The organism is Paenibacillus sp. JZ16, from assembly GCF_015326965.1.
Classification (GTDB): domain Bacteria; phylum Bacillota; class Bacilli; order Paenibacillales; family Paenibacillaceae; genus Paenibacillus_AQ.
On sequence record NZ_CP017659.1, the window covers coordinates 70930 to 89596 of the forward strand.

Below are 18667 nucleotides of genomic sequence, written 5' to 3' on the forward strand. Positions count from 1 at the left end.
GAACGGCCCATCGATGATATTCATCACCGTGCATGATCCTTGGTCATGGTATCATTTGGATGTTCGTCTTTAAATGATGAATGTAAATGATGAAGGAGAGAGTACCTTGCAAACATACCAGAGCAAAGAAGCGTTCATCGCTGAAATTCAACGAACGTATAGCCTTTTTGACCAAGAATTTGATGAGGTACCAGAGGATGAAAGGAATCTTCGTATTGGCGAAGTCGATAGAACCCCCCAAGAGATGATTGCCTATCAGCTGGGATGGCTAACGCTGGTGATGAGCTGGGAGAGGGATGAACTTGCGGGTAAAGAAGTTACGACGCCAACCCCTGACTTAAAATGGAATCAGTTGGGGGCGTTGTATCAGCAATTCTATCATACGTATGATGGATATTCTTTGGAAGAATTACGTTCGTTGTTAAAGCAGAGGACAAATGAATGGTGTGAATGGATCAACGGCTTACGTGAGGAAGAGTTGTTTCATTCAGGCGTTCGCAAGTGGACGGTTACCAGTGCCAACTGGCCGATGTGGAAATGGCTGCACATCAATTCCGTCGCGCCGTTCAAAAGCTTCAGAACCAAAATCCGAAAGTGGAAAAAGCATGCCGGCTAGCCCATATTACTCGGCAGACAAAACGATTCGAGGTTACCTCGAATCGTTTTTTTTTCGTTGAATTCGAACGAAAAAGGACGGGTTTATTCCTTAATTACCACCTTAGGGGAGCAAAAGTCAAAATATTGCACATCAAAGCAAAAATCGGCTCTACAAGAACCGGGTGACTCTCCTTATCATGGATCGTAATCATGATGGATTTGTGAAGGGAGCACGACGTTATGTGGAGCAGTGCGATTAAAGATGCTGTAGAGAAAATCAGGAAGAACATGGATACCTTCGGGACAAGATTTCCCCACGTCAGCAGGGACGGCGCTTATTTGCTGAATGACAATGACGACTGGACGAACGGTTTCTGGAGCGGACTTCTCTGGCTATGTTATGAATATACGGGCGACGAAGCTTTTAGATTGGCGGCAAAACGAACGGTTGAAGATTTTCGCCGCCGTTATGCAGGAAAAAAGGTGCTTGATCATCACGATATCGGATTTCTGTATTCCTTGTCCTCCAAAGCGGAGTGGATCGTTGAGAAGAACGAGAGTGCCCGCCAATTGACGCTTGAGGCTGCGGACTTGCTGCTGAAACGCTGGCGTCCAGGCGGTGGATATATTCAAGCGTGGGGTTCTGAAGGAGATCAACAGGAGGGCGGTCGCATCATTATCGATTGTTTGATGAATCTGCCGCTCCTGTTCTGGGCCGGGCAGCAAACCGGAAATCCCGTATATAGGGACATCGCAATCATGCAGGCGGAGAAGACACGGCGTTATCTGGTGCGGGGAGACGACAGCTCATACCACACCTTTTTCTTCGATCCGCGTACGGGGGAGCCGATCGGCGGTGCCACGCATCAGGGCTTTACGAACGGCTCGACCTGGACGCGGGGACAAGCGTGGGGGGTGTACGGCTTCGCACTGGCTTACCAATATACAGGAGATCGTGTATACCTGGAAACCTCCAAACGAATGGCGAAGTATTTCCTGAAGCACTTACCGGAGGATCATGTCGCCTTTTGGGACTTTAACGCCCCCGTAAGCGCTGATACTTACCGCGACAGCTCTGCCTCCGCCATTGTGGCAGCAGGCTTGCTGGAACTGATTGGACATTTGGATGAGGAGGATCCGGAAAGAACCGACTTTGAGCAAAGCCTGGAGGCTTCCATGACCTCGCTGGTACGAAATTACTCTACGATCGGCAAGGAGGCGGAGGGTCTGCTGCAGCATGGCTCTTATCATGTACGCGGCGGATTGTCACCGGATGATTTCATGATCTGGGGGGATTATTTTTACCTGGAAGCTTTGATTCGGATGGAGACCGGGAGCAAGGGGTACTGGTATGAACGCTGATGCCACGGAAGCTTCGGTGAATGCCGTATGGGCTCTTTTGAATCTGGAGGATCCCGGTATGCGTTCCATGCAGGATGCAGATGATCAAGGCCATCGGCGCGATATGCTGTGTAAACTGCATAAACATTTCTCCTGTCGGAACACACCCGGATGGTGGATGAGCAGTGAGGATCAGCAGAAAATTTCGGATTATGTGAAGCAATTCTGTGCAGATGAACTGGAAACCGTCATGAAGACGGCGGATGAGGTGGTGCAGCAGACGTTCCTGTTCCGCTTTCCATGGGATATGGAACAGAGCGTGATTCCCGTTACATTTGACGGTGATATTGACTGGTGCCATATTCCCGATCAAGACGTGGAATGGGCTTATATGCTGAATCGCCACCGCTATTTGGTGGCGCTGGGACAAGCGTATGTGATGACAGGCGATGAGAAGTATGCAGCGGTGTTTAGCCAGCAGCTTGAAGACTGGATCGATCGGAATCCTGTCCCTGGAGAACCAACGACGGATACGTTGACATGGCGTCCGATCGAGGCGGGTCTGCGCAGCGTGAACTGGATCAAGGCACTTCGATACGTGATCGGTAGCCCTTCCCTGACTCCGTCATTGCTCGGTAAAACGCTGATTTCGCTTCACGAGCACGGGGAGTATTTGGCTGCTTCCTTCACCAGCTGGAAGCATATCAGCAACTGGGGAGTACTGGAAACCTGCGGCTTATACCATATTGCACTGTTCTTCCCCGAGTTCAGCAAGTCAGCACGGTGGCGGGAAATGGGAGAAGAGAGACTGAAGGAGACGGCGAGGCTTCAGATTATGGCGGATGGCATTCATTGGGAGCAATCGCCTACATACCATCATGAGGTGCTGGCTTGTTATCTTGACTGCATTCACCTCGCCAATCTCAACGGGTTGGAGCTCGACGGTCCATTTCGGCGTACGGTCCGCGAGATGGCCGAAGCCTCTCTATACTGGGCGAAGCCGAATCACAGACAGCCGATGCTGGGAGACAGCGACGATAGCGATATTCGTGGTATTCTGACCTATGCCGCGTGGTTATTTGGGGATTCCGTTCTGAGATATGGCGGCCATGCTCGACCGGATTATGATAATGCCTGGCTGTTCGGCATAGACGGAATCCGGGAGTACAAAGCTATGGTTCCAGCGGAGCCGCCATGTCAGAGCCGGGCTTTAACCCATTCCGGTCATTATACGATGCGAACGGGTTGGGACGAAGATGCATTGTACCTTTATTTTCACTGCGGCCCGCTTGGCGGAGGCCACGGTCACGCCGATATGCTGCACGTGGATCTTCATGCCTACGGCCGTGATCTGCTCACGGATCTTGGAAGGTATAACTATAGCGACCATACACCGCTGAGAAAAGCATTAAAGGAGAGCTCAGCCCATAACACAACGGTTGTCGACGGAATCGGGTTTACCGGAATCAAGGACACCTGGTCTTTCGACCGGATTGCCGCGCCGCTAGGCTGCAAATGGGTCAGCAGGCCGGAGTTTGACTATGTCGAGGGGGCGCATGACGGCTATCTCTATGGGAATGAACCGTTGTATCCGCGGAGAAGGATCATTTTTGTTAAGCCTTATTTTTGGCTGCTGATCGACAGCTTGGTGTGCCTTGAGCAGCATACCTTTACCCAGCATTTTCATTTTCCGCACCCGCCAGGAGAAGTCGGGATCGAAGCGGAGTCATTGATATGCCGTACTAACACCCCCGGGGAGGCGAATCTATCGATTATCCCCGTACGCACAGACGGTCTGCGCGGAGAAATTGGCGAGGGTGTAATATCCCGCGAGTATAACCTGTTGGAACCGAATGCGAATGTGACTTACTCCCGGACGGGAAAAGGATTGATCAGCATCATGCAGGTGCTGTATCCTCATCGTCCAGGCGAAACGGCTTCTCCGCGAGTTCGTAAGGTCCCGATTTACCGTCATACGGGTGAGCGGGTTCATGACGGGCAAGCGGAGGCATGCGGTGTTCAGCTCCCGGGAATGGAAGAGGAGTTTATACTCGTTGTTAGTCACCGTGCGCCGTCCGGCCATTATGATTCTTATGTGGTGGAGGGCATGCAGATCTTCGGGGAGGTTGTGCTGATGACCCTTCAAGGCGGAAAAAAGCAAGCAACCGTCATCATTTAATGAATGCTTCCAGCACAGAGGACTGATAGAATAAAGAGGACAAGAGCATAAGAGAGGCGCAGAGAATATGTTCAAATTCACCTACTACAAACGCATCCAGCTGTCGTTTCTTTTGCTGATCTTTATTCCGCTGATCGCGGTTTCTATCATTTCGTTTGTTCTGATTCGGGATACGATGGTAGAGAAGCTGCAGCTCAGCAACGAGAATGTCCTGAACGTCATGACGGATGAGCTGAGCAAGACGATTGACGATGTCACGTTTGCTTCCCATTTTATCGTGAACGATACGAATGTTCGCAATATCCTGAAGTCATTCGCAGACACCAAACGGCTGGCTACTTATCAGGATTATGTACATTTCAGACAAATTCAGGACGTATTTTCCCTGATTAATTCCAAGCCGCTGAATAACAACGTACGCATGTACTTGGTCAACCGTGAGCATTTTGTCATCTCATCCGGCACGGAGGATTTGACCGCCATTAACGAAAGCCTCGACAAACTGATGGAGCGCGTCGATCTCAGTAAACCGGAATCCCTGCAATGGCTTGGGATGGCCGGCGGCGACTCGTCAGGGAAAGGCAAGAGTTATTATATTGCCAGGGTGATCTATGACAGCCGAGAGAAAAGGCAAGTGTCCGTATTGCTTAGTGCCATTTCCGATTCGTACTTCAACAAGCTGCTGGGTACGATCGACTTCGGCAAGGTGGCGCTCTTTGATGCAAACGGGGAATTCATCGCAGGCAATTCCGGGTTGATCCCGCATCATACGGAGACCAAGGGCAGTGTCCGAACGGACAGAACCATATTGAAATCGAACTGGAAGCTGGGTTACGAGGCCTCGGAGAAAGAGTGGTCGGGGCAAATCTCCCGGACTTTTTATACCGGTCTTGCCGGGGTTCTGCTGCTGTTTCTCGTGTTCTCCGGAATGTCCATCCTGATTGCTAAAAGGCTGCACAGTCCGATTCTCAAGCTGCAGCGGGTCGTACGCCAGTTCGGAATGGGAAACCTGGATGTCAGACTGGAGGTCAAGGGCAAGGATGATATCGCCGAATTGGGGCAGACGCTGAATACGATGCTCGATCAATTGCAGCGGCTGATCCATGATATCGAACAGGAGCAGGAGCAGAAGCGAGTGATGGAGCTCGAGGCCTTGTTTATGCAAATTCGCCCTCATTTTTTGATTAACACGCTGAATTCGATCAAATGCAGCCTGATCTTGACGAAGGATACGCTTCACAGTGGAATTATTGATTCCCTGATGAGTTTGCTCCGAGCCTATCTCAAGGTCAATGAGCCGGCCACCTTACGCGAGGAATGCAAGCTGCTGGGCCACTACGTTGACATTATGAAAATCCGCAATGAAATCCCGCTTCATTTAGAGGTTGATCTGGATCCGGAAACCGAGGGACTCATCTTGCCGAAACTTATTTTGCAACCCATCGTTGAGAATGCCATCGTCCACGGGCTTGTCGATCATCAAACTCCACGCATTGAGATCCGTTCCCGAAGCAACCCGGACGGAATCAGAATCGAGATTATCAACAATGGCTTCGGGGCCGATGAAGACATGCTCCAATGTCTAAACCGTAGACTTGGTAGACCAAGCGGCGAGCAGGATGGAGCTTATGAGAGGGTCGGTCTAATGAACGTGATCCAAAGACTCCGATTGACCTTCGGACAGGAAGCGAGTTTGACACTCGCCAACCTTCCGCAGGGGGGAATGTCAGTTTCGCTGTACTTGCCCCAAAGTCATCATCATGGTTTTTTACCGGAGGGAGAGGAAGAATGATGTACAGAGTATTGCTCATAGACGATGATGTTCCTATGCTCAAGGTACTGCAACAGATGATTGACTGGGAGGCAAACAATCTGCAGATTGCCGGCAGCACGTATTCCAGCGCGAAAGCGATGCATATGTTTGAGGAAGTCAGGCCGGACATTGTCATTACGGATATCGGACTGCCACAGAAAAACGGCATGGAGCTGGCGGACCATTTTATTCGCATGAAGCCGGAGGTTCGGATTATCTTCCTGACGTGTCATGAGGATTTTCATTATGCCCAGCAGGCCGTAAAACTGCAGGCGGATGACTATTTGATCAAAGATCAGCTTACGGCAGAGCAGCTGGAACAGAGTCTCGGCAAGTCCGTGCACTTGTTAAAGACGCGGGCTGGTCTGATTAATCGCGAGGCAGCGAGTTACAATAGTCAGCTCTTTCGGCAGGATTTGCTGCAAAAGGTGATCAATGGCTCTCCGTCCGAAGCCACTTTGGCTTATGCGGCTCAGATCGGCATCTCCTGGACGTATCCGTGGTTTATGCTGGGGCTGGTCAGCATTCAGCTCTCCAGCTTTGACAAGCGTTTCAGACATTCGGAATTTCCGCTGATTTTATACGCTGTATACAATATCGCGATGGAGTTGTCCGAATCGTATGAAGGGATCACGCCGTTCATGGAGCAGGGGAACATTGTGATTCTGCATAACTTTAGGGTGAACCTCGCACAGAATGCCAGCTTGCATCTCCATAATTATGTGCAGCGGCTGCGTTATCAGTGCGTCCATTTTCTCAAAATTCAACCGAACGTAATCGCGGTTACGGACAAAATGGAATTAAGTTCGATTGGCTCCATTTATCAGGAAATTCTTCATGACAAATGCGAGTTTTACGAAACTTCCGACTATACGATATCCGAAGTTTCTCAAATAAGGTCGCGGTGGTTTCAAACCGCGCCTCAGGGATTTCTAGATAGCTACGTTTCGGAGCTGGAAAGGAAACTCATCAAGCAGGATCTCGACGGTATCCGCACGACCCTGCACAAAATCGCAGGCACCGCGAAAGAGCTGTCAATTGATCCGGCCGACTTTGTCAGGGATCTTTCCTCCATGCTGCGAGGTATCGAGCTGATGTTCTCCAGTCTCAAATTCGATGAGGATTTGTTTGCCTATCTTGCTTTAGCTCGCACCTTGGAAGATATAATGGAACTGGTGGAGAGAAAGCTGACCCAGATTATCGGAACCCGGCAAGCGGGAGTGGGAAGCTCCACGAATGAGCCGAAGCTGCAGGTGATCCAGCAATATATCGATCAGCATCTTGACGATAACATTACGTCGATCGACATGGCACGCTATCTGTTTTTGAATCCGAGCTATTTTTCGCGCTATTTCAAACGGATGACGGGGTTGACCTTTACGGATTACGTGCATCAATACAAAATGAAGATGGCTACCAAAATGCTCAGAATGTCCGGACAAAATCTGGAGTCCTTAGCTATGGGATTAGGTTATTCGGATCGGACGTATTTTTCAAAAGTGTTTAAAAAATACGTGGGGACCACACCCAGCGAATACAAAGCGAAGTACACCGCACGAAAATAAGCGGACCGCTACCACTTCATTCACTTATAAGCATCGAAGCTTAGGCTCCACTTTGTGGGGCTTTTTGTGTTGGGGTCCCCGCAAAGTATTTGGAATAAGCATCGAAGTTTAGGCTCCACTTTGTGGGGCTTTTTTGTGTTGGGGTCCCCGCAAAGTATTTGGAATAAGCATCGAAGTTTAGGCTCCACTTTGTGGGGCTACTTTAGGTCAAAATCTTGCACATGGCTGGTCATAATCCCTCCTTCTTGCCGATACCGGATGTATTACTATAATGACAACTTACAAATTGTTGAGGTGATGCTAGATGGAGGCTGTACAACAACCAGTGCCCAAGAGCCGACGGAAGTTTTGGACTCCCAAGCGGAAAGAGGCTTTGATCGGGTGGCTGTTTCTGGCCCCGGAAATCGTCGGGATGCTGCTATTAAACGTGTTTGCTCTTGGATTTTCTTTGTATTTAAGTTTATCCGATTGGGATATGCTGTCAGGTGTCCAAGGGATCGAGTTTACCGGATTGGATAACTACATCAAGATGTTCCATGATCCGACCATTATTCAAGCGATAAAAAACAATTTGATCTATATGGTTCTTACGGTGCCGATCCCGATTGCCATCGCTCTGGTGCTTTCGGTTTTGATTCACAACAGCGTGTTCTTCAAGAGTTATTTTAAAGTCGCGTTCTTCATTCCTTATATCTCTTCGATTATCGCAGTTGCTGCGGTGTGGAGCGCATTATTCCACCCATCGCTGGGACCGATCAACCAGTTTCTAATGGATCTGGGGATCAACAATCCGCCGAAATGGCTGGTCGATCCGAAAACGTCGCTCTTGGCGATTTCGATCATCAGTTCCTGGGCGGGCCTGGGCTACACGATCATTATTTATATGGCCGGGCTTACGAACATTTCGAATGAAATTTATGAAGCGGCGGATATTGACGGTGCCAGTGCAATTAAAAAGTTTTTTGCGATTACGGTTCCGATGCTTCGTCCGACAACCTTCTTCCTGTTAATTACGATGTTGATTGGCTCGTTTAAAGTGTTTGACATCATCGCCTTTTTAACGGAAGGCGGCCCGAACAATTCTTCTACCGTGCTTGTATTCCGCATCTATGAGGAAGGCTTTCAATATTACAATATGGGATATGCTTCGGCCATTTCCTGGCTGCTGTTCGCGATTATCGGTCTGATTACCGCGCTCACCTGGAAAATGAGAAATGAAGAATAAGGAGGGAGAGGAATGTACATGCAGCTTCTTCGAAAAAACCTGTCCAAAGTGGTAGTCACCTTTATCATGGGAGCATTGTCCATTGTGTTTCTCGTACCGCTCATCTGGATGATTTCTGCGGCTTTTAAATATGAGAAGGATGTTATGCGATTCCCGATTCAATGGATACCGGAAAAGGTGAATCTGGCGTACAATTTCAAGATGGTCTGGATGGGAAGAGTTCCCTTCTATGATTTCTATTTTAATTCTTTTAAAATAGCGATTATTACGACCCTAATCACCCTGATTATCTCATCCATGGCAGGGTATGCGCTAACGAAAATTCGATTCAAGGGACGAAATCTGGTTTTTATGGCCTTGCTCTCGTTCATGATCATTCCGGATCAGGCGACGCTCACTCCGCGGTTTCTGCTCATTCGCTGGTTTGGACTCTACAATACGCATGAGGCCATCATCTTTATGAGCATGTTCTCCATTTACTTTACGTTTCTGCTGCGTCAATTTATGAACGGGATCAGCGATGAATACTTGGAAGCGGCCAGAATTGACGGAGCGGGTCATCTGCGGACATTTGCTTCCATTATGGTTCCGCTGTGCAAGCCTGTGCTTGCTACGGTGGCCATTATTAAATTCATATGGACCTGGAACGATTACCAGAATCCGCTCATCTTTTTGCTGGACAAGGACTTATACACGATTCCGCTGGGGATGACGCTGTTCCGCGATGACTACACCAACAACTATGCCATTATGATGATGGCGTCAGTCTCGGCGATCATTCCGCTGGTCATTGTGTTCATCGCATTGCAAAAGCAGGTTATAAACGGCATTGCTTTGGGCGGGGTAAAAGGTTGATGCGAAGTCTAAAGTCAAAATTCAGAAGTTCGAAAAGTCAAAAAAGTAATCCTAGAACCTCAAAATTGTGCACTTGATCCGCCATGCTGGTGCCTATAATGAACATGAAAACAACACCACAACTAATTTATCTGTGCAGGGGGAAGTAAGATGAAGAAAAAAAGCAAACACAGATTATCCGTCATTCTTAGCACGATCCTGGCGAGCACCCTGGTATTAAGCGGCTGCGGGAAATCCGGGTCGGAAACGGGTGCCGGCAGCAACGGCGGAAGCGGTCAGACGGACAAGCAGGTTACCGTCAAGTACTACAACTGGGATAACGAAGCCCAACAAGCGGGTACGGACGCCATGCTCCAGGAATTTATGGATCAGAATCCGAATATCAAGGTCGAGCATGTGGTTCTGGTTCCCGGCGACTCCGTGGAAATGTTGAAAAAGTTGGATTTCCTGATCTCATCCGGTGAAGCGATCGATGTTATTCAATTCCCAAGCTTGGGCGGAGTCCTCGAACGGGCCTCACGTGGAGCCCTTGCTCCCCTGAACGAGTTCTATGAGCAGGAAAGTCTCGTTCCGGAAGACGAATACTTTGTTAATGCCAAGCTAGAAGACAAGTATTATGGCATGCAGTACACCAAGAGTACCAACTATGTGATGCTCAACAAGGATGCCCTGGATGAAGCGGGACTTGAGGTTCCGAAATTCGGCTGGACGTGGGATGATTACCGCGACTATTCCAAAAAGCTGACCAAGGGCGAAGGGGTTGACAAGCGTTACGGTTCTTACTTCCATACATGGGAGCTATATATGAACGCTCCTGCGCAAACCATGATGAAAGATCCGTTCGTATATGAGGACGGGACAACCATTTTGGCAGATCCGACCTACAAATACTTCTTCCAGCTCCGCAAAGATATGGAGGAGACGGACAAGTCGGCCAAACCTTACAGTGACGTGCTTGCCGCGAAGCTGAACTACCGTACTGAATTTTTTAATGAAGAAGCTGCTATGATTCTTACAGGTAACTTTACGGTAGCGGATCCAGGCAATACCGAGCAATATCCGCATGATTTTAAAACCGCTTTCGCTCCTGTACCTGTGCCTCCTGCAGGATCGGAACCTAAAGAGTATGAAGGAAAATACTTCACCAGCGGCAATATGCTGGCACTGGGTGCCAATTCCACCAACAAGGAAGCATCCTTCAAGCTTATGAGATTCATGACAACAGCCGATTCGGACAACAGACTTGAGTTCTCTGGCTACAAGAAAGCGAATAACGAAGAATTGTTGACAAAGCTGGTTGCCGGTAAAGAGGATAAGTACGATATGGAGTCGTTGAAATATACGCTGTTTAGCGATGAAATCCAGTATCTTGATGCAGCCAAAGTCATGATGACGGATACTTCGGAATTGACCAAGATCATTAATGACGGCTTTGCGAAATTCATGCTTAGCAACGAACCGATTGATGAGGTTCAACAATGGATGGTCGATGAGGCTACAAAAGTGATTAACGAAAAAGGCGTTGTCAAGTAACGGGGCAATGCACGAGGTATGAGAATCCTGGTAGGAAACGGGTTTCGGGGGCCAATGAACGGGCTTCCCCAAAGCCCTTTTTTTACGACTGGTGAGCGTTGGAGGGGAAATTATGTCCATATCAAGAAAGCTTAAGGACCAGCTTGTTGTTCCTTCGCTGGAGCAGCTAGCCTGGCAGGACATGGAGCTCGGGATGTTCTGCCATTTCGGAATCAATACGTTCTGCGACCAGGAATGGGGGGAAGGCAAGGATGCTCCGTCTTTGTTTAATCCGGACGGCCTGGATGCTAAACAGTGGGTCCGATCCGCGAAGGAAGCCGGATTCCGTTATTTCATATTGACGGCCAAGCACCACGACGGTTTTTGCCTGTGGCCGACGGCGACAACGGATTATTCCGTAGCCTCGACTCCGTGGAAGGAGGGTCGGGGCGATGTCGTAAAAGAGTGCGCGGATGCTTGCCGGGAAGAGGGCATCGGCTTCGGTATTTATGTATCTCCCTGGGACAGGCACGAGCCGTGTTATGCCGACCCGCAACAGTATGATGACTTTTATTGCGGACAATTGGAGGAGCTCTTAACGGGCTATGGTCCGCTTGTGGAAATTTGGTTTGACGGCGCTGGGTCGGAAGGCCGCGAATATGACTGGCCCCGTATCATGGATCTTGTTAAAAGGTATCAGCCCGGTGCCATGGTGTTTAATATGGGCGCGCCCACGATCCGTTGGGTCGGCAATGAGGATGGCGTGGCTCCGTATCCTTGCTGGAACACGGCCGATTCTTCGCGGGGCAGCATGTTCAGCGAAGAATCGTTGAAGTGGCTGCCGGAGACGCCGGGCTGGGTGCCCGCGGAATGCGATGTCCCCATCCGCAAAGACCGCTGGTTCTGGCATCCGGATGAAGAACACTTGCTGTTGTCCGTGGATCAGTTAATGGAAATCTATTATCGGTCGGTCGGGCATGGTGCGACCTTGCTGCTCAACGTCGCACCAGACCAGCGCGGGCTGCTTCCGGAAGCCGATGTAAAGCGGCTTCTGGCATTTGGCAAAGAGATCAAGCGCAGGTTTGGTCATGCCCTGGCCGAAAGCTCGGGATCGGAAGAGGTCGTTGAATTATACCTTCCCCGAACATGCGTGATCGATCATGTCGTTGTTATGGAGGACATTGCTTTCGGGGAACGGGTGAGTCAATATGTGCTGGAAGCCTTCATTGATGGAGCGTGGCTCGAGCTTACACGCGGCAGCGCGATCGGCCACAAGAAAATCGATGCGTTCGCTCCAGTGTCTCCCGACAAGGTACGTTTGCGTGTACTGAAATCGGCAGCAAGTCCGAAAATCAAAAGCATGGCGGTTTATCGCTGCGGGGAATAAACGTTGGATTTTATATAGGTGTGGAGGAGAACTGTAATGGGAGTGCTCACTTGGAAGAACGGGCAGTACTTGCTGGGCGGGCAGCCGTACCGGATCATATCGGGAGCGATTCACTATTTCCGTGTCGTTCCTGAATATTGGGAGGACAGGCTATTAAAATTACAAGCCTGCGGCTTTAACACCGTTGAAACGTATATCGCATGGAATGTGCATGAACCCAAAGAAGGGGAATTTCACTTTAGCGGTATGGCTGATATTGTATCGTTTATCGAAATAGCCGGGAAACTGGGCCTGCATGTCATTGTCAGACCGAGCCCGTTCATCTGTGCGGAATGGGAATTTGGAGGTTTGCCGGGTTGGCTGCTAGGTTATGGAGAAATCCGGCTACGTTGCAGTGACCCGCTCTATTTAAGCAAGGTGGATCATTATTACGACGAGTTGATCCCGAGACTGGTTCCGCTGCTGTCCACACACGGAGGGCCGATTCTGGCGGTTCAGGTCGAGAATGAATACGGCAGTTACGGCAACGACCACGCTTATCTGGAATATTTGCGCGCAGGACTGGTTCGGCGAGGTGTTGATGTGCTTCTCTTTACTTCGGATGGGCCAACCGACGAAATGCTGCTGGGCGGGACGCTTGGCGATGTGCACGCAACGGTGAATTTCGGTTCCCGGGTAGAAGAATCCTTCCGCAAATACCGGGAATATCGTACGGAAGAGCCGCTGATGGTCATGGAATTCTGGAACGGCTGGTTCGATCACTGGATGGAGGACCATCATGTGCGGGATGCGGCCGATGTCGCCGGCGTACTGGATGAAATGCTTGAGAAGGGTTCCTCGATTAATATGTATATGTTTCATGGCGGAACCAACTTTGGCTTTTACAGTGGAGCGAATCACATCCATGCATATGAGCCAACAACGACAAGTTATGATTATGATGCCCCTTTGACGGAATGGGGGGATCAGACGGAGAAATATGAGGCGGTGCGGTTGGTGCTCGACAAGCATGGTTTTAAGCCGGGGTGTGCCTTCCCGGATCCCATTCCAAAGGCAGCCTACGGAAAGGTCGCGTTGTCTGAAATGGCCGGTCTGTTTGCGGATGCCAATCTAGAGCATCTCTCAGAACCGATAAAAAGTGTATGCACCCAGCCGATGGAAAAATTCGGACAGTCCTATGGCTTTATATTGTACAGCACATTTATTCAGGGACCGCGGCAAGGACAGCAGCTGCATATTCAGGAGGTTCGTGATCGCGCGCAGGTATTTCTTGACGGTCGGCCGCTTGGCATTATCGAACGATGGAAATCAGAGCCTCTCGATATTACCGTACCCGCAGGCGGAGCGAGGCTGGATATTCTTGTCGAGAACATGGGCCGGATCAATTACGGGCCGCTAATCCGCGATTCCAAGGGAATCACGGAAGGCGTGAGAATCGATAACCAGTTCCTGTACGACTGGACGATCCGAACCCTGCCGCTGGAGCCAGAAATGCTGTCTTCTCTCTCTTATACACCGGTTACGGATGAAGGGTGGGCGGAGCAAGTAGAGCTGTCCATGCTGGAGTCGGAACACGCGGGCCTGCCCCGATTTTACCGCGGCAGCTTTCAGGTGGAGGATATCGGAGACACGTTTCTTCGCTTTGATGGCTGGACCAAAGGTGTCGCCTGGATCAATGGCTTTAATCTCGGTCGATACTGGAGCGCGGGGCCGCAGAAGGCCTTGTATATTCCCGGCCCTTTATTGCGTAAAGGGGGGAACGAGCTAGTTCTTTTTGAACTGCAAGGCGGTCCCGAATCTTGCGAAGTTGAGCTGTCAGATCAACCGGACCTTGGACAGACCTCGGCAGTGGATGAATCTGTGCTCAATTTCGTACAGGATGGGGAGGACAAATAGTCCATAACGACACGGATCATACAGTTCATCGTGTACAACATGCCCGGCCAGAAAATCCCTCTGGTCGGGTTTTTACTGCAAACAAGATAAATGATGGCATGGGTTCTGAAAAATAGCTTCCCTTTTTGTTCATTTCGGTTTTTAATGTTTATATGGGTTCGAAACGGGTTTATTTGAGTTCGTTTATTATTTTCATTATGTTGGGAAGCAGCTTTATCATCGGATTGGGAAAGGAGAACAAATGAACGATTATAAAGAGAGAATGAACCGGATTGTTCGGAACGTTGCGGAACAAGCATGGGGGCAGCCTCTATTACCCAGCGGATTGTGGTTCCATGGGGATGTGCGTGATAACTTCTACTATGCCTCTTATCTGTTTGCGGCTTCGCTAGACCTTGAGATTGATCCGAAGTTTAACCGGCAGGAGGGTAAACGGCTGGCAGAGGAGGTTCTGGGTCGTGTGCTGCGATTGCAGAACAAGGACGCGAAGAGTCCGATGTACGGTCATTGGCCGCTGAACCTGGGACCGAAGCCGGAAGAGGCGAGTCCACATGCGCTGCCGGTTGAATTAATGGGGAGCTTGATGGTTTTTTTCTATCGCAAGTTTGAAACTGAGATGAGCGAGAGCTTGGCGGCTGAGTTTGAGGCTGGACTGGAACATATCTACCACGGAGGATTTTTTCGCAAGCCGCTCACCGTGTGCAATCATCATGAGGCTAAATATACGGCAGCCAAGCTAATATTCGGCCATCGGTTCAATGATAAGGAACTTCTGGAGGACGGAAAACAAAGTCTTCGGGATACCCTGTGCTTGCTCCGGCGGGAAGGCATGGCAGAATACGGCTGCTTGCCGTGGTTCTGGCATTGGACACAGGCGTTCACCTGCGCGTTGGAACTAATGGAGGAACCGGAATTAAAGCGGGAGCTTCATGAACTTCTGGATGAGCTGTGGAGCCTGCGCACGTCCTATTATTTGAAAGGGGCGTGGGTAGGAGCCCACTCCAGAGGATGGCCGCATGATGCACCGAGGGATGCCAATGTGCTTCACGATTATGTCCAGTTCGGTGATTTCAGCCTTCCGGAGGAGATGCCGCGCACGGAGTACGCCGGTTTTCTATTCCACGAAGCTCCGGAAGCTGATCGTCGTCTAGCCCTGGATCGAAGCGAAGCGACCGAAGTGCGCAAGGCTCTGATGAAATCGGTTGACGGCGAGATGCGGCAGCTGCACTCCTACGCTTATGTGACGGAACATTTTGCGGCGGGCGGATTGTGGGAGCGGGTTCGTGAGTTCGACAACGAGCAGCTGCGCTGGATGTTCAGCCTTCCTGTCCGCACTGGCGGCAAGGCAAATCAACTGTATTTTTTTCACCCGGGAGAGGGATATGATCCCTCAGGAAACGATCCCCGCCACCAGAGTGAGTGGATGGAGGTGCTGTACCACAAAAATGTGGTGCTTGCGCTGTATCCGCTGCCTGAACCAGCAGGTGATGGTGGCGGTGAAGTTGTCGGCGTTCTACCGGAAGGAGAATGGCTGTATGAAGCGGAAGCTTTGTACGGCAAGGTAGATGAGGTTTATTTTGCCATACATTTGAGCCCCGGGACCGCTTATAACATTAGGGAGCAGTCCGGATATCATCTGGCCGTCTGCAATGGCCCTCGAATGGCTCTCACCGTAGAAGCGGTGACCGTTCGGGAAGCGGAGAACAGAGGGATCGGACAACTGGCGGCGTTCGCACGGCAAATGTCCGGGCACAGGCCGGAATTCAAGACTGACGGCGGATTTGAGGTTGCGTATACAGGGTGGATGACCGAGGATCGAATGCATCTGAAGGTTATGGCTTCAGGCAGCTCCGCGAGAACGATAAACGGAGCGGAATATACGTTTGAATCATATTCTGTGTAGTTATCGAATAGAAAAGAGGAGTTAAGATGAAGAAATTGCAGTTGATTCAAAAAATAGCAGAAGAAGGCGTGGTCGCGGTCCTGCGCGGCGAAACGCCGGAGCAGGTTGTGGAGATGGCCGAACAGGCGATTGCCGGCGGCATTAAAGTGATCGAGGTGACGATGACCGTACCGTTTGCGCTCCGGGCCATTGAAACGTTGTCGCGCAAATATTCCTGGAACGCCGAAGACCCTTCATCCTATGCCATCATCGGGGTAGGTACAGTGCTAGATCCGGAAACAGCGCGTGCTGCGATATTGAGCGGCGCCGAGTTTGTTGTTGGGCCGTGCCTGAGCAGGGAAACCGTCGTTCTTTGCAACCGCTATCGGATTCCGGTCATGCCGGGCGTGATGACGATCAAGGAAATCCAGGAAGCACTGGAACTGGGGGCGGACATTGTCAAGCTGTTCCCTGGCAATCTGTACGATCCGTCGATGATCAAGGCGATCAAAGGCCCGCTGCCGCAGGCGAATATCATGCCGACCGGTGGTGTCTCGCTTGATAATCTTGGCGAATGGATCAAGGCGGGGGCTATAGCCGTCGGTATTGGATCGGATCTGACAAGCGAAGCTTTGAAGCGGCAGGATTACAGCTTGATCGCCCATAAAGCAGCCGAATACAAGAAAGCGTATCTGCAGGCTAAAGGGCTGACACAGTAACTATACTTTGGAACTGGTAGGAAAATTAAATCAGATAACGCCTGTTGTTGACTCCCTGAGTCTTCAAGAGGCGTTTTATTTTGAACGAATTCACTTCAAGGACCTGTCTCAAAAAGTATATAATATCCAACTGCGGGAACAGTAGAGGAAAAGATAAATGAAGGTAATTGAATTCCTTGTAAGGCAAAGCTGACCATGAGGGAAAAACGAGGAGTCGTTTACATGACGGAGAACACCACACGCAATCATGTTTCACAAGAAAAATTGCCGGTTTCCATCGCGCAATTTATCGAAAATATGAAGAGTCGATTCGGGCAGAGCGGAGATATCATATACAGAGAGTTAATTGTGGGGGCTATCCCTACGGTGATGGTTTACATTGAAGGGATGGGAGATCCTCATCTTTTAATAGAAGCAATTCATAAGGATTTACCGCTATTCATTGAATTCCCCTATCAAACCCCGGAAGAACGTATGAGAATGCTGAAGGAACTGACGATAACGATGGGGAAAGTGGGGGAAGCCCGAACCTATCAAGAGGTTGAAAAGAAACTGTTGTCCGGGAATACGATCGTCTTCATGGATGGAACATCCACCTCGCTCTATGTGGGTACTGAAACACTGAAGCAGCGCGCAGTTGAAGACGCGACTTCTCAATCCGTGGTAAGAGGTCCGAGGGAAGGTTTTACTGAATCCCTCCGCGAGAATACGGCCTTAGTCCGACGGAGAATTCAGAGCCCTAAGCTGCGCATTGAAGAAAGAACTGTAGGCGAGCACACCAATACGCAATTGGCCGTGATGTACATGGACGGTTTATGTGATGTCGATGTACTCAATGAGCTGCGCAGAAGACTGAATGCAATCAAGCTGGACAGCGTCCTGGAGAGCAATTATATCGAAGAGATGATACAGGACCATCGATACAGTCCTTTTCCGACGGTATATAATTCAGAGCGGCCCGATGTTATTGCTTCTGCAGTACTGGAAGGGCGAGTTGCTATTTTTGTGGAAGGTACGCCGTTTGTATTGGTGGTTCCGGCACTGTTCGTACAACTGTTTCAATCGAGCGAGGACTATTACCAACGCTGGGATTTTGCCAGCTTGGTTCGACTACTTCGATACTTATGCTTCGGAATAGCGCTTCTTACCCCCTCATTATATATTGCGATCACTACGTTTCATCAGGAAATGCTTCCGACCAACTTGCTGACAAGTTTGATCGGTCAACGCGAAGGGGTGCCATTCCCCGCATTTATTGAGGCGTTGATTATGGAAATCACGTTTGAAATTTTGCGCGAGGCCGGGATTCGATTGCCTAAATCGATCGGCCAATCCGTTTCCATCGTTGGCACTTTGGTTATTGGACAGGCCGCCGTCGAAGCGGGTCTTGTATCGGCCGCGATGGTGATCGTTGTATCCATGACGGCGATTGCCAATTTTGCCCTTCCGGCTTTTAATATTGGGATCTCGGTCCGGATATTGAGATTTGGGCTAATGGGAATAGCAGCGTCATTCGGATTGTATGGAATGATAATCGGAATGATTATGATTGGCCTCCACCTGTGCAGTCTGCAGTCCATGGGGGTTCCTTATATGTCTTCTTTTGCACCTATACGCTGGCGGAGCCAGAAGGATGCATTGTTGCGATTGTCACGCCACAGTATGAAGAAATACTTGTCCAAATCCAAGACATGAG

13 protein-coding genes are annotated in these 18667 nt (G+C 49.9%); all 13 read left to right on the forward strand.

The features are described from left to right. Window positions 1-106 precede the first annotated feature (106 nt). The 13 genes from BJP58_RS00365 (at window position 107) to BJP58_RS00425 (ending at window position 18666) form a co-directional block, all read left to right on the forward strand. Window positions 107-616, forward strand: a complete 510-nt coding sequence (locus BJP58_RS00365) for a ClbS/DfsB family four-helix bundle protein (protein ID WP_194542300.1) — start codon at window positions 107-109, stop codon at window positions 614-616. A 221-nt stretch (window positions 617-837) separates the two neighbouring features. Continuing rightward, entirely contained in the window at window positions 838-1959 is a 1122-nt protein-coding gene (locus BJP58_RS00370) for a glycoside hydrolase family 88 protein (RefSeq protein WP_194542301.1), read from the forward strand. Next, on the forward strand, window positions 1949-4117 hold the full coding sequence (locus BJP58_RS00375; RefSeq protein ID WP_194542302.1) for an alginate lyase family protein: 2169 nt from the start codon (window positions 1949-1951) through the stop codon (window positions 4115-4117). Before BJP58_RS00370 ends, BJP58_RS00375 begins: the two co-directional genes overlap by 11 nt. Before the next feature lie 67 nt (window positions 4118-4184). Beyond that, on the forward strand, window positions 4185-5909 hold the full coding sequence (locus BJP58_RS00380) for a cache domain-containing sensor histidine kinase (protein ID WP_194542303.1): 1725 nt from the start codon (window positions 4185-4187) through the stop codon (window positions 5907-5909). Continuing rightward, window positions 5906-7495, forward strand: coding sequence for a response regulator (locus BJP58_RS00385; RefSeq protein WP_194542304.1), 1590 nt, complete (start codon window positions 5906-5908; stop codon window positions 7493-7495). The genes BJP58_RS00380 and BJP58_RS00385 overlap by 4 nt, the downstream gene beginning before the upstream one ends. Window positions 7496-7799: 304 nt before the next feature. Next, on the forward strand, window positions 7800-8720 hold the full coding sequence (locus BJP58_RS00390) for a carbohydrate ABC transporter permease (protein ID WP_194542305.1): 921 nt from the start codon (window positions 7800-7802) through the stop codon (window positions 8718-8720). 18 nt (window positions 8721-8738) lie between these two features. After that, on the forward strand, window positions 8739-9575 hold the full coding sequence (locus tag BJP58_RS00395; protein ID WP_442953960.1) for a carbohydrate ABC transporter permease: 837 nt from the start codon (window positions 8739-8741) through the stop codon (window positions 9573-9575). 150 nt (window positions 9576-9725) lie between these two features. Further along, a complete protein-coding gene (locus BJP58_RS00400; RefSeq protein WP_194542307.1) occupies window positions 9726-11108 on the forward strand; it encodes an ABC transporter substrate-binding protein in 1383 nt (460 codons plus the stop codon). 112 nt (window positions 11109-11220) lie between these two features. Beyond that, window positions 11221-12474, forward strand: a complete 1254-nt coding sequence (locus BJP58_RS00405; protein WP_194542308.1) for an alpha-L-fucosidase — start codon at window positions 11221-11223, stop codon at window positions 12472-12474. 36 nt (window positions 12475-12510) lie between these two features. Next, window positions 12511-14370: a glycoside hydrolase family 35 protein gene (locus tag BJP58_RS00410; RefSeq protein WP_194542309.1), complete on the forward strand. Its 1860-nt coding sequence runs from the start codon at window positions 12511-12513 to the stop codon at window positions 14368-14370. Between the two features lie 241 nt (window positions 14371-14611). Then, window positions 14612-16273, forward strand: a complete 1662-nt coding sequence (locus BJP58_RS00415) for a hypothetical protein (RefSeq protein ID WP_194542310.1) — start codon at window positions 14612-14614, stop codon at window positions 16271-16273. Between the two features lie 26 nt (window positions 16274-16299). Further along, a complete protein-coding gene (locus tag BJP58_RS00420) occupies window positions 16300-16971 on the forward strand; it encodes a bifunctional 2-keto-4-hydroxyglutarate aldolase/2-keto-3-deoxy-6-phosphogluconate aldolase (protein WP_194542311.1) in 672 nt (223 codons plus the stop codon). 222 nt (window positions 16972-17193) lie between these two features. Beyond that, the gene (locus BJP58_RS00425) at window positions 17194-18666 is read left to right on the forward strand and encodes a spore germination protein (RefSeq protein WP_194542312.1); all 1473 of its coding nucleotides are present in this window, start codon (window positions 17194-17196) and stop codon (window positions 18664-18666) included. The last annotated feature ends 1 nt before the right edge of the window (window position 18667 follow it).

What these genes read in the sequence shown, in the direction of transcription:
- BJP58_RS00370 (WP_194542301.1), top strand. Translation starts at nt 838, where the DNA reads ATGTGGAGCAGTGCGATTAAAGATGCTGTAGAGAAAATCAGGAAGAAC.
- BJP58_RS00375 (WP_194542302.1), top strand. Translation starts at nt 1,949, where the DNA reads ATGAACGCTGATGCCACGGAAGCTTCGGTGAATGCCGTATGGGCTCTT.
- BJP58_RS00380 (WP_194542303.1), top strand. Translation starts at nt 4,185, where the DNA reads ATGTTCAAATTCACCTACTACAAACGCATCCAGCTGTCGTTTCTTTTG.
- BJP58_RS00385 (WP_194542304.1), top strand. Translation starts at nt 5,906, where the DNA reads ATGATGTACAGAGTATTGCTCATAGACGATGATGTTCCTATGCTCAAG.
- BJP58_RS00390 (WP_194542305.1), top strand. Translation starts at nt 7,800, where the DNA reads ATGGAGGCTGTACAACAACCAGTGCCCAAGAGCCGACGGAAGTTTTGG.
- BJP58_RS00395 (WP_442953960.1), top strand. Translation starts at nt 8,739, where the DNA reads ATGCAGCTTCTTCGAAAAAACCTGTCCAAAGTGGTAGTCACCTTTATC.
- BJP58_RS00400 (WP_194542307.1), top strand. Translation starts at nt 9,726, where the DNA reads ATGAAGAAAAAAAGCAAACACAGATTATCCGTCATTCTTAGCACGATC.
- BJP58_RS00405 (WP_194542308.1), top strand. Translation starts at nt 11,221, where the DNA reads ATGTCCATATCAAGAAAGCTTAAGGACCAGCTTGTTGTTCCTTCGCTG.
- BJP58_RS00410 (WP_194542309.1), top strand. Translation starts at nt 12,511, where the DNA reads ATGGGAGTGCTCACTTGGAAGAACGGGCAGTACTTGCTGGGCGGGCAG.
- BJP58_RS00415 (WP_194542310.1), top strand. Translation starts at nt 14,612, where the DNA reads ATGAACGATTATAAAGAGAGAATGAACCGGATTGTTCGGAACGTTGCG.
- BJP58_RS00420 (WP_194542311.1), top strand. Translation starts at nt 16,300, where the DNA reads ATGAAGAAATTGCAGTTGATTCAAAAAATAGCAGAAGAAGGCGTGGTC.
- BJP58_RS00425 (WP_194542312.1), top strand. Translation starts at nt 17,194, where the DNA reads ATGACGGAGAACACCACACGCAATCATGTTTCACAAGAAAAATTGCCG.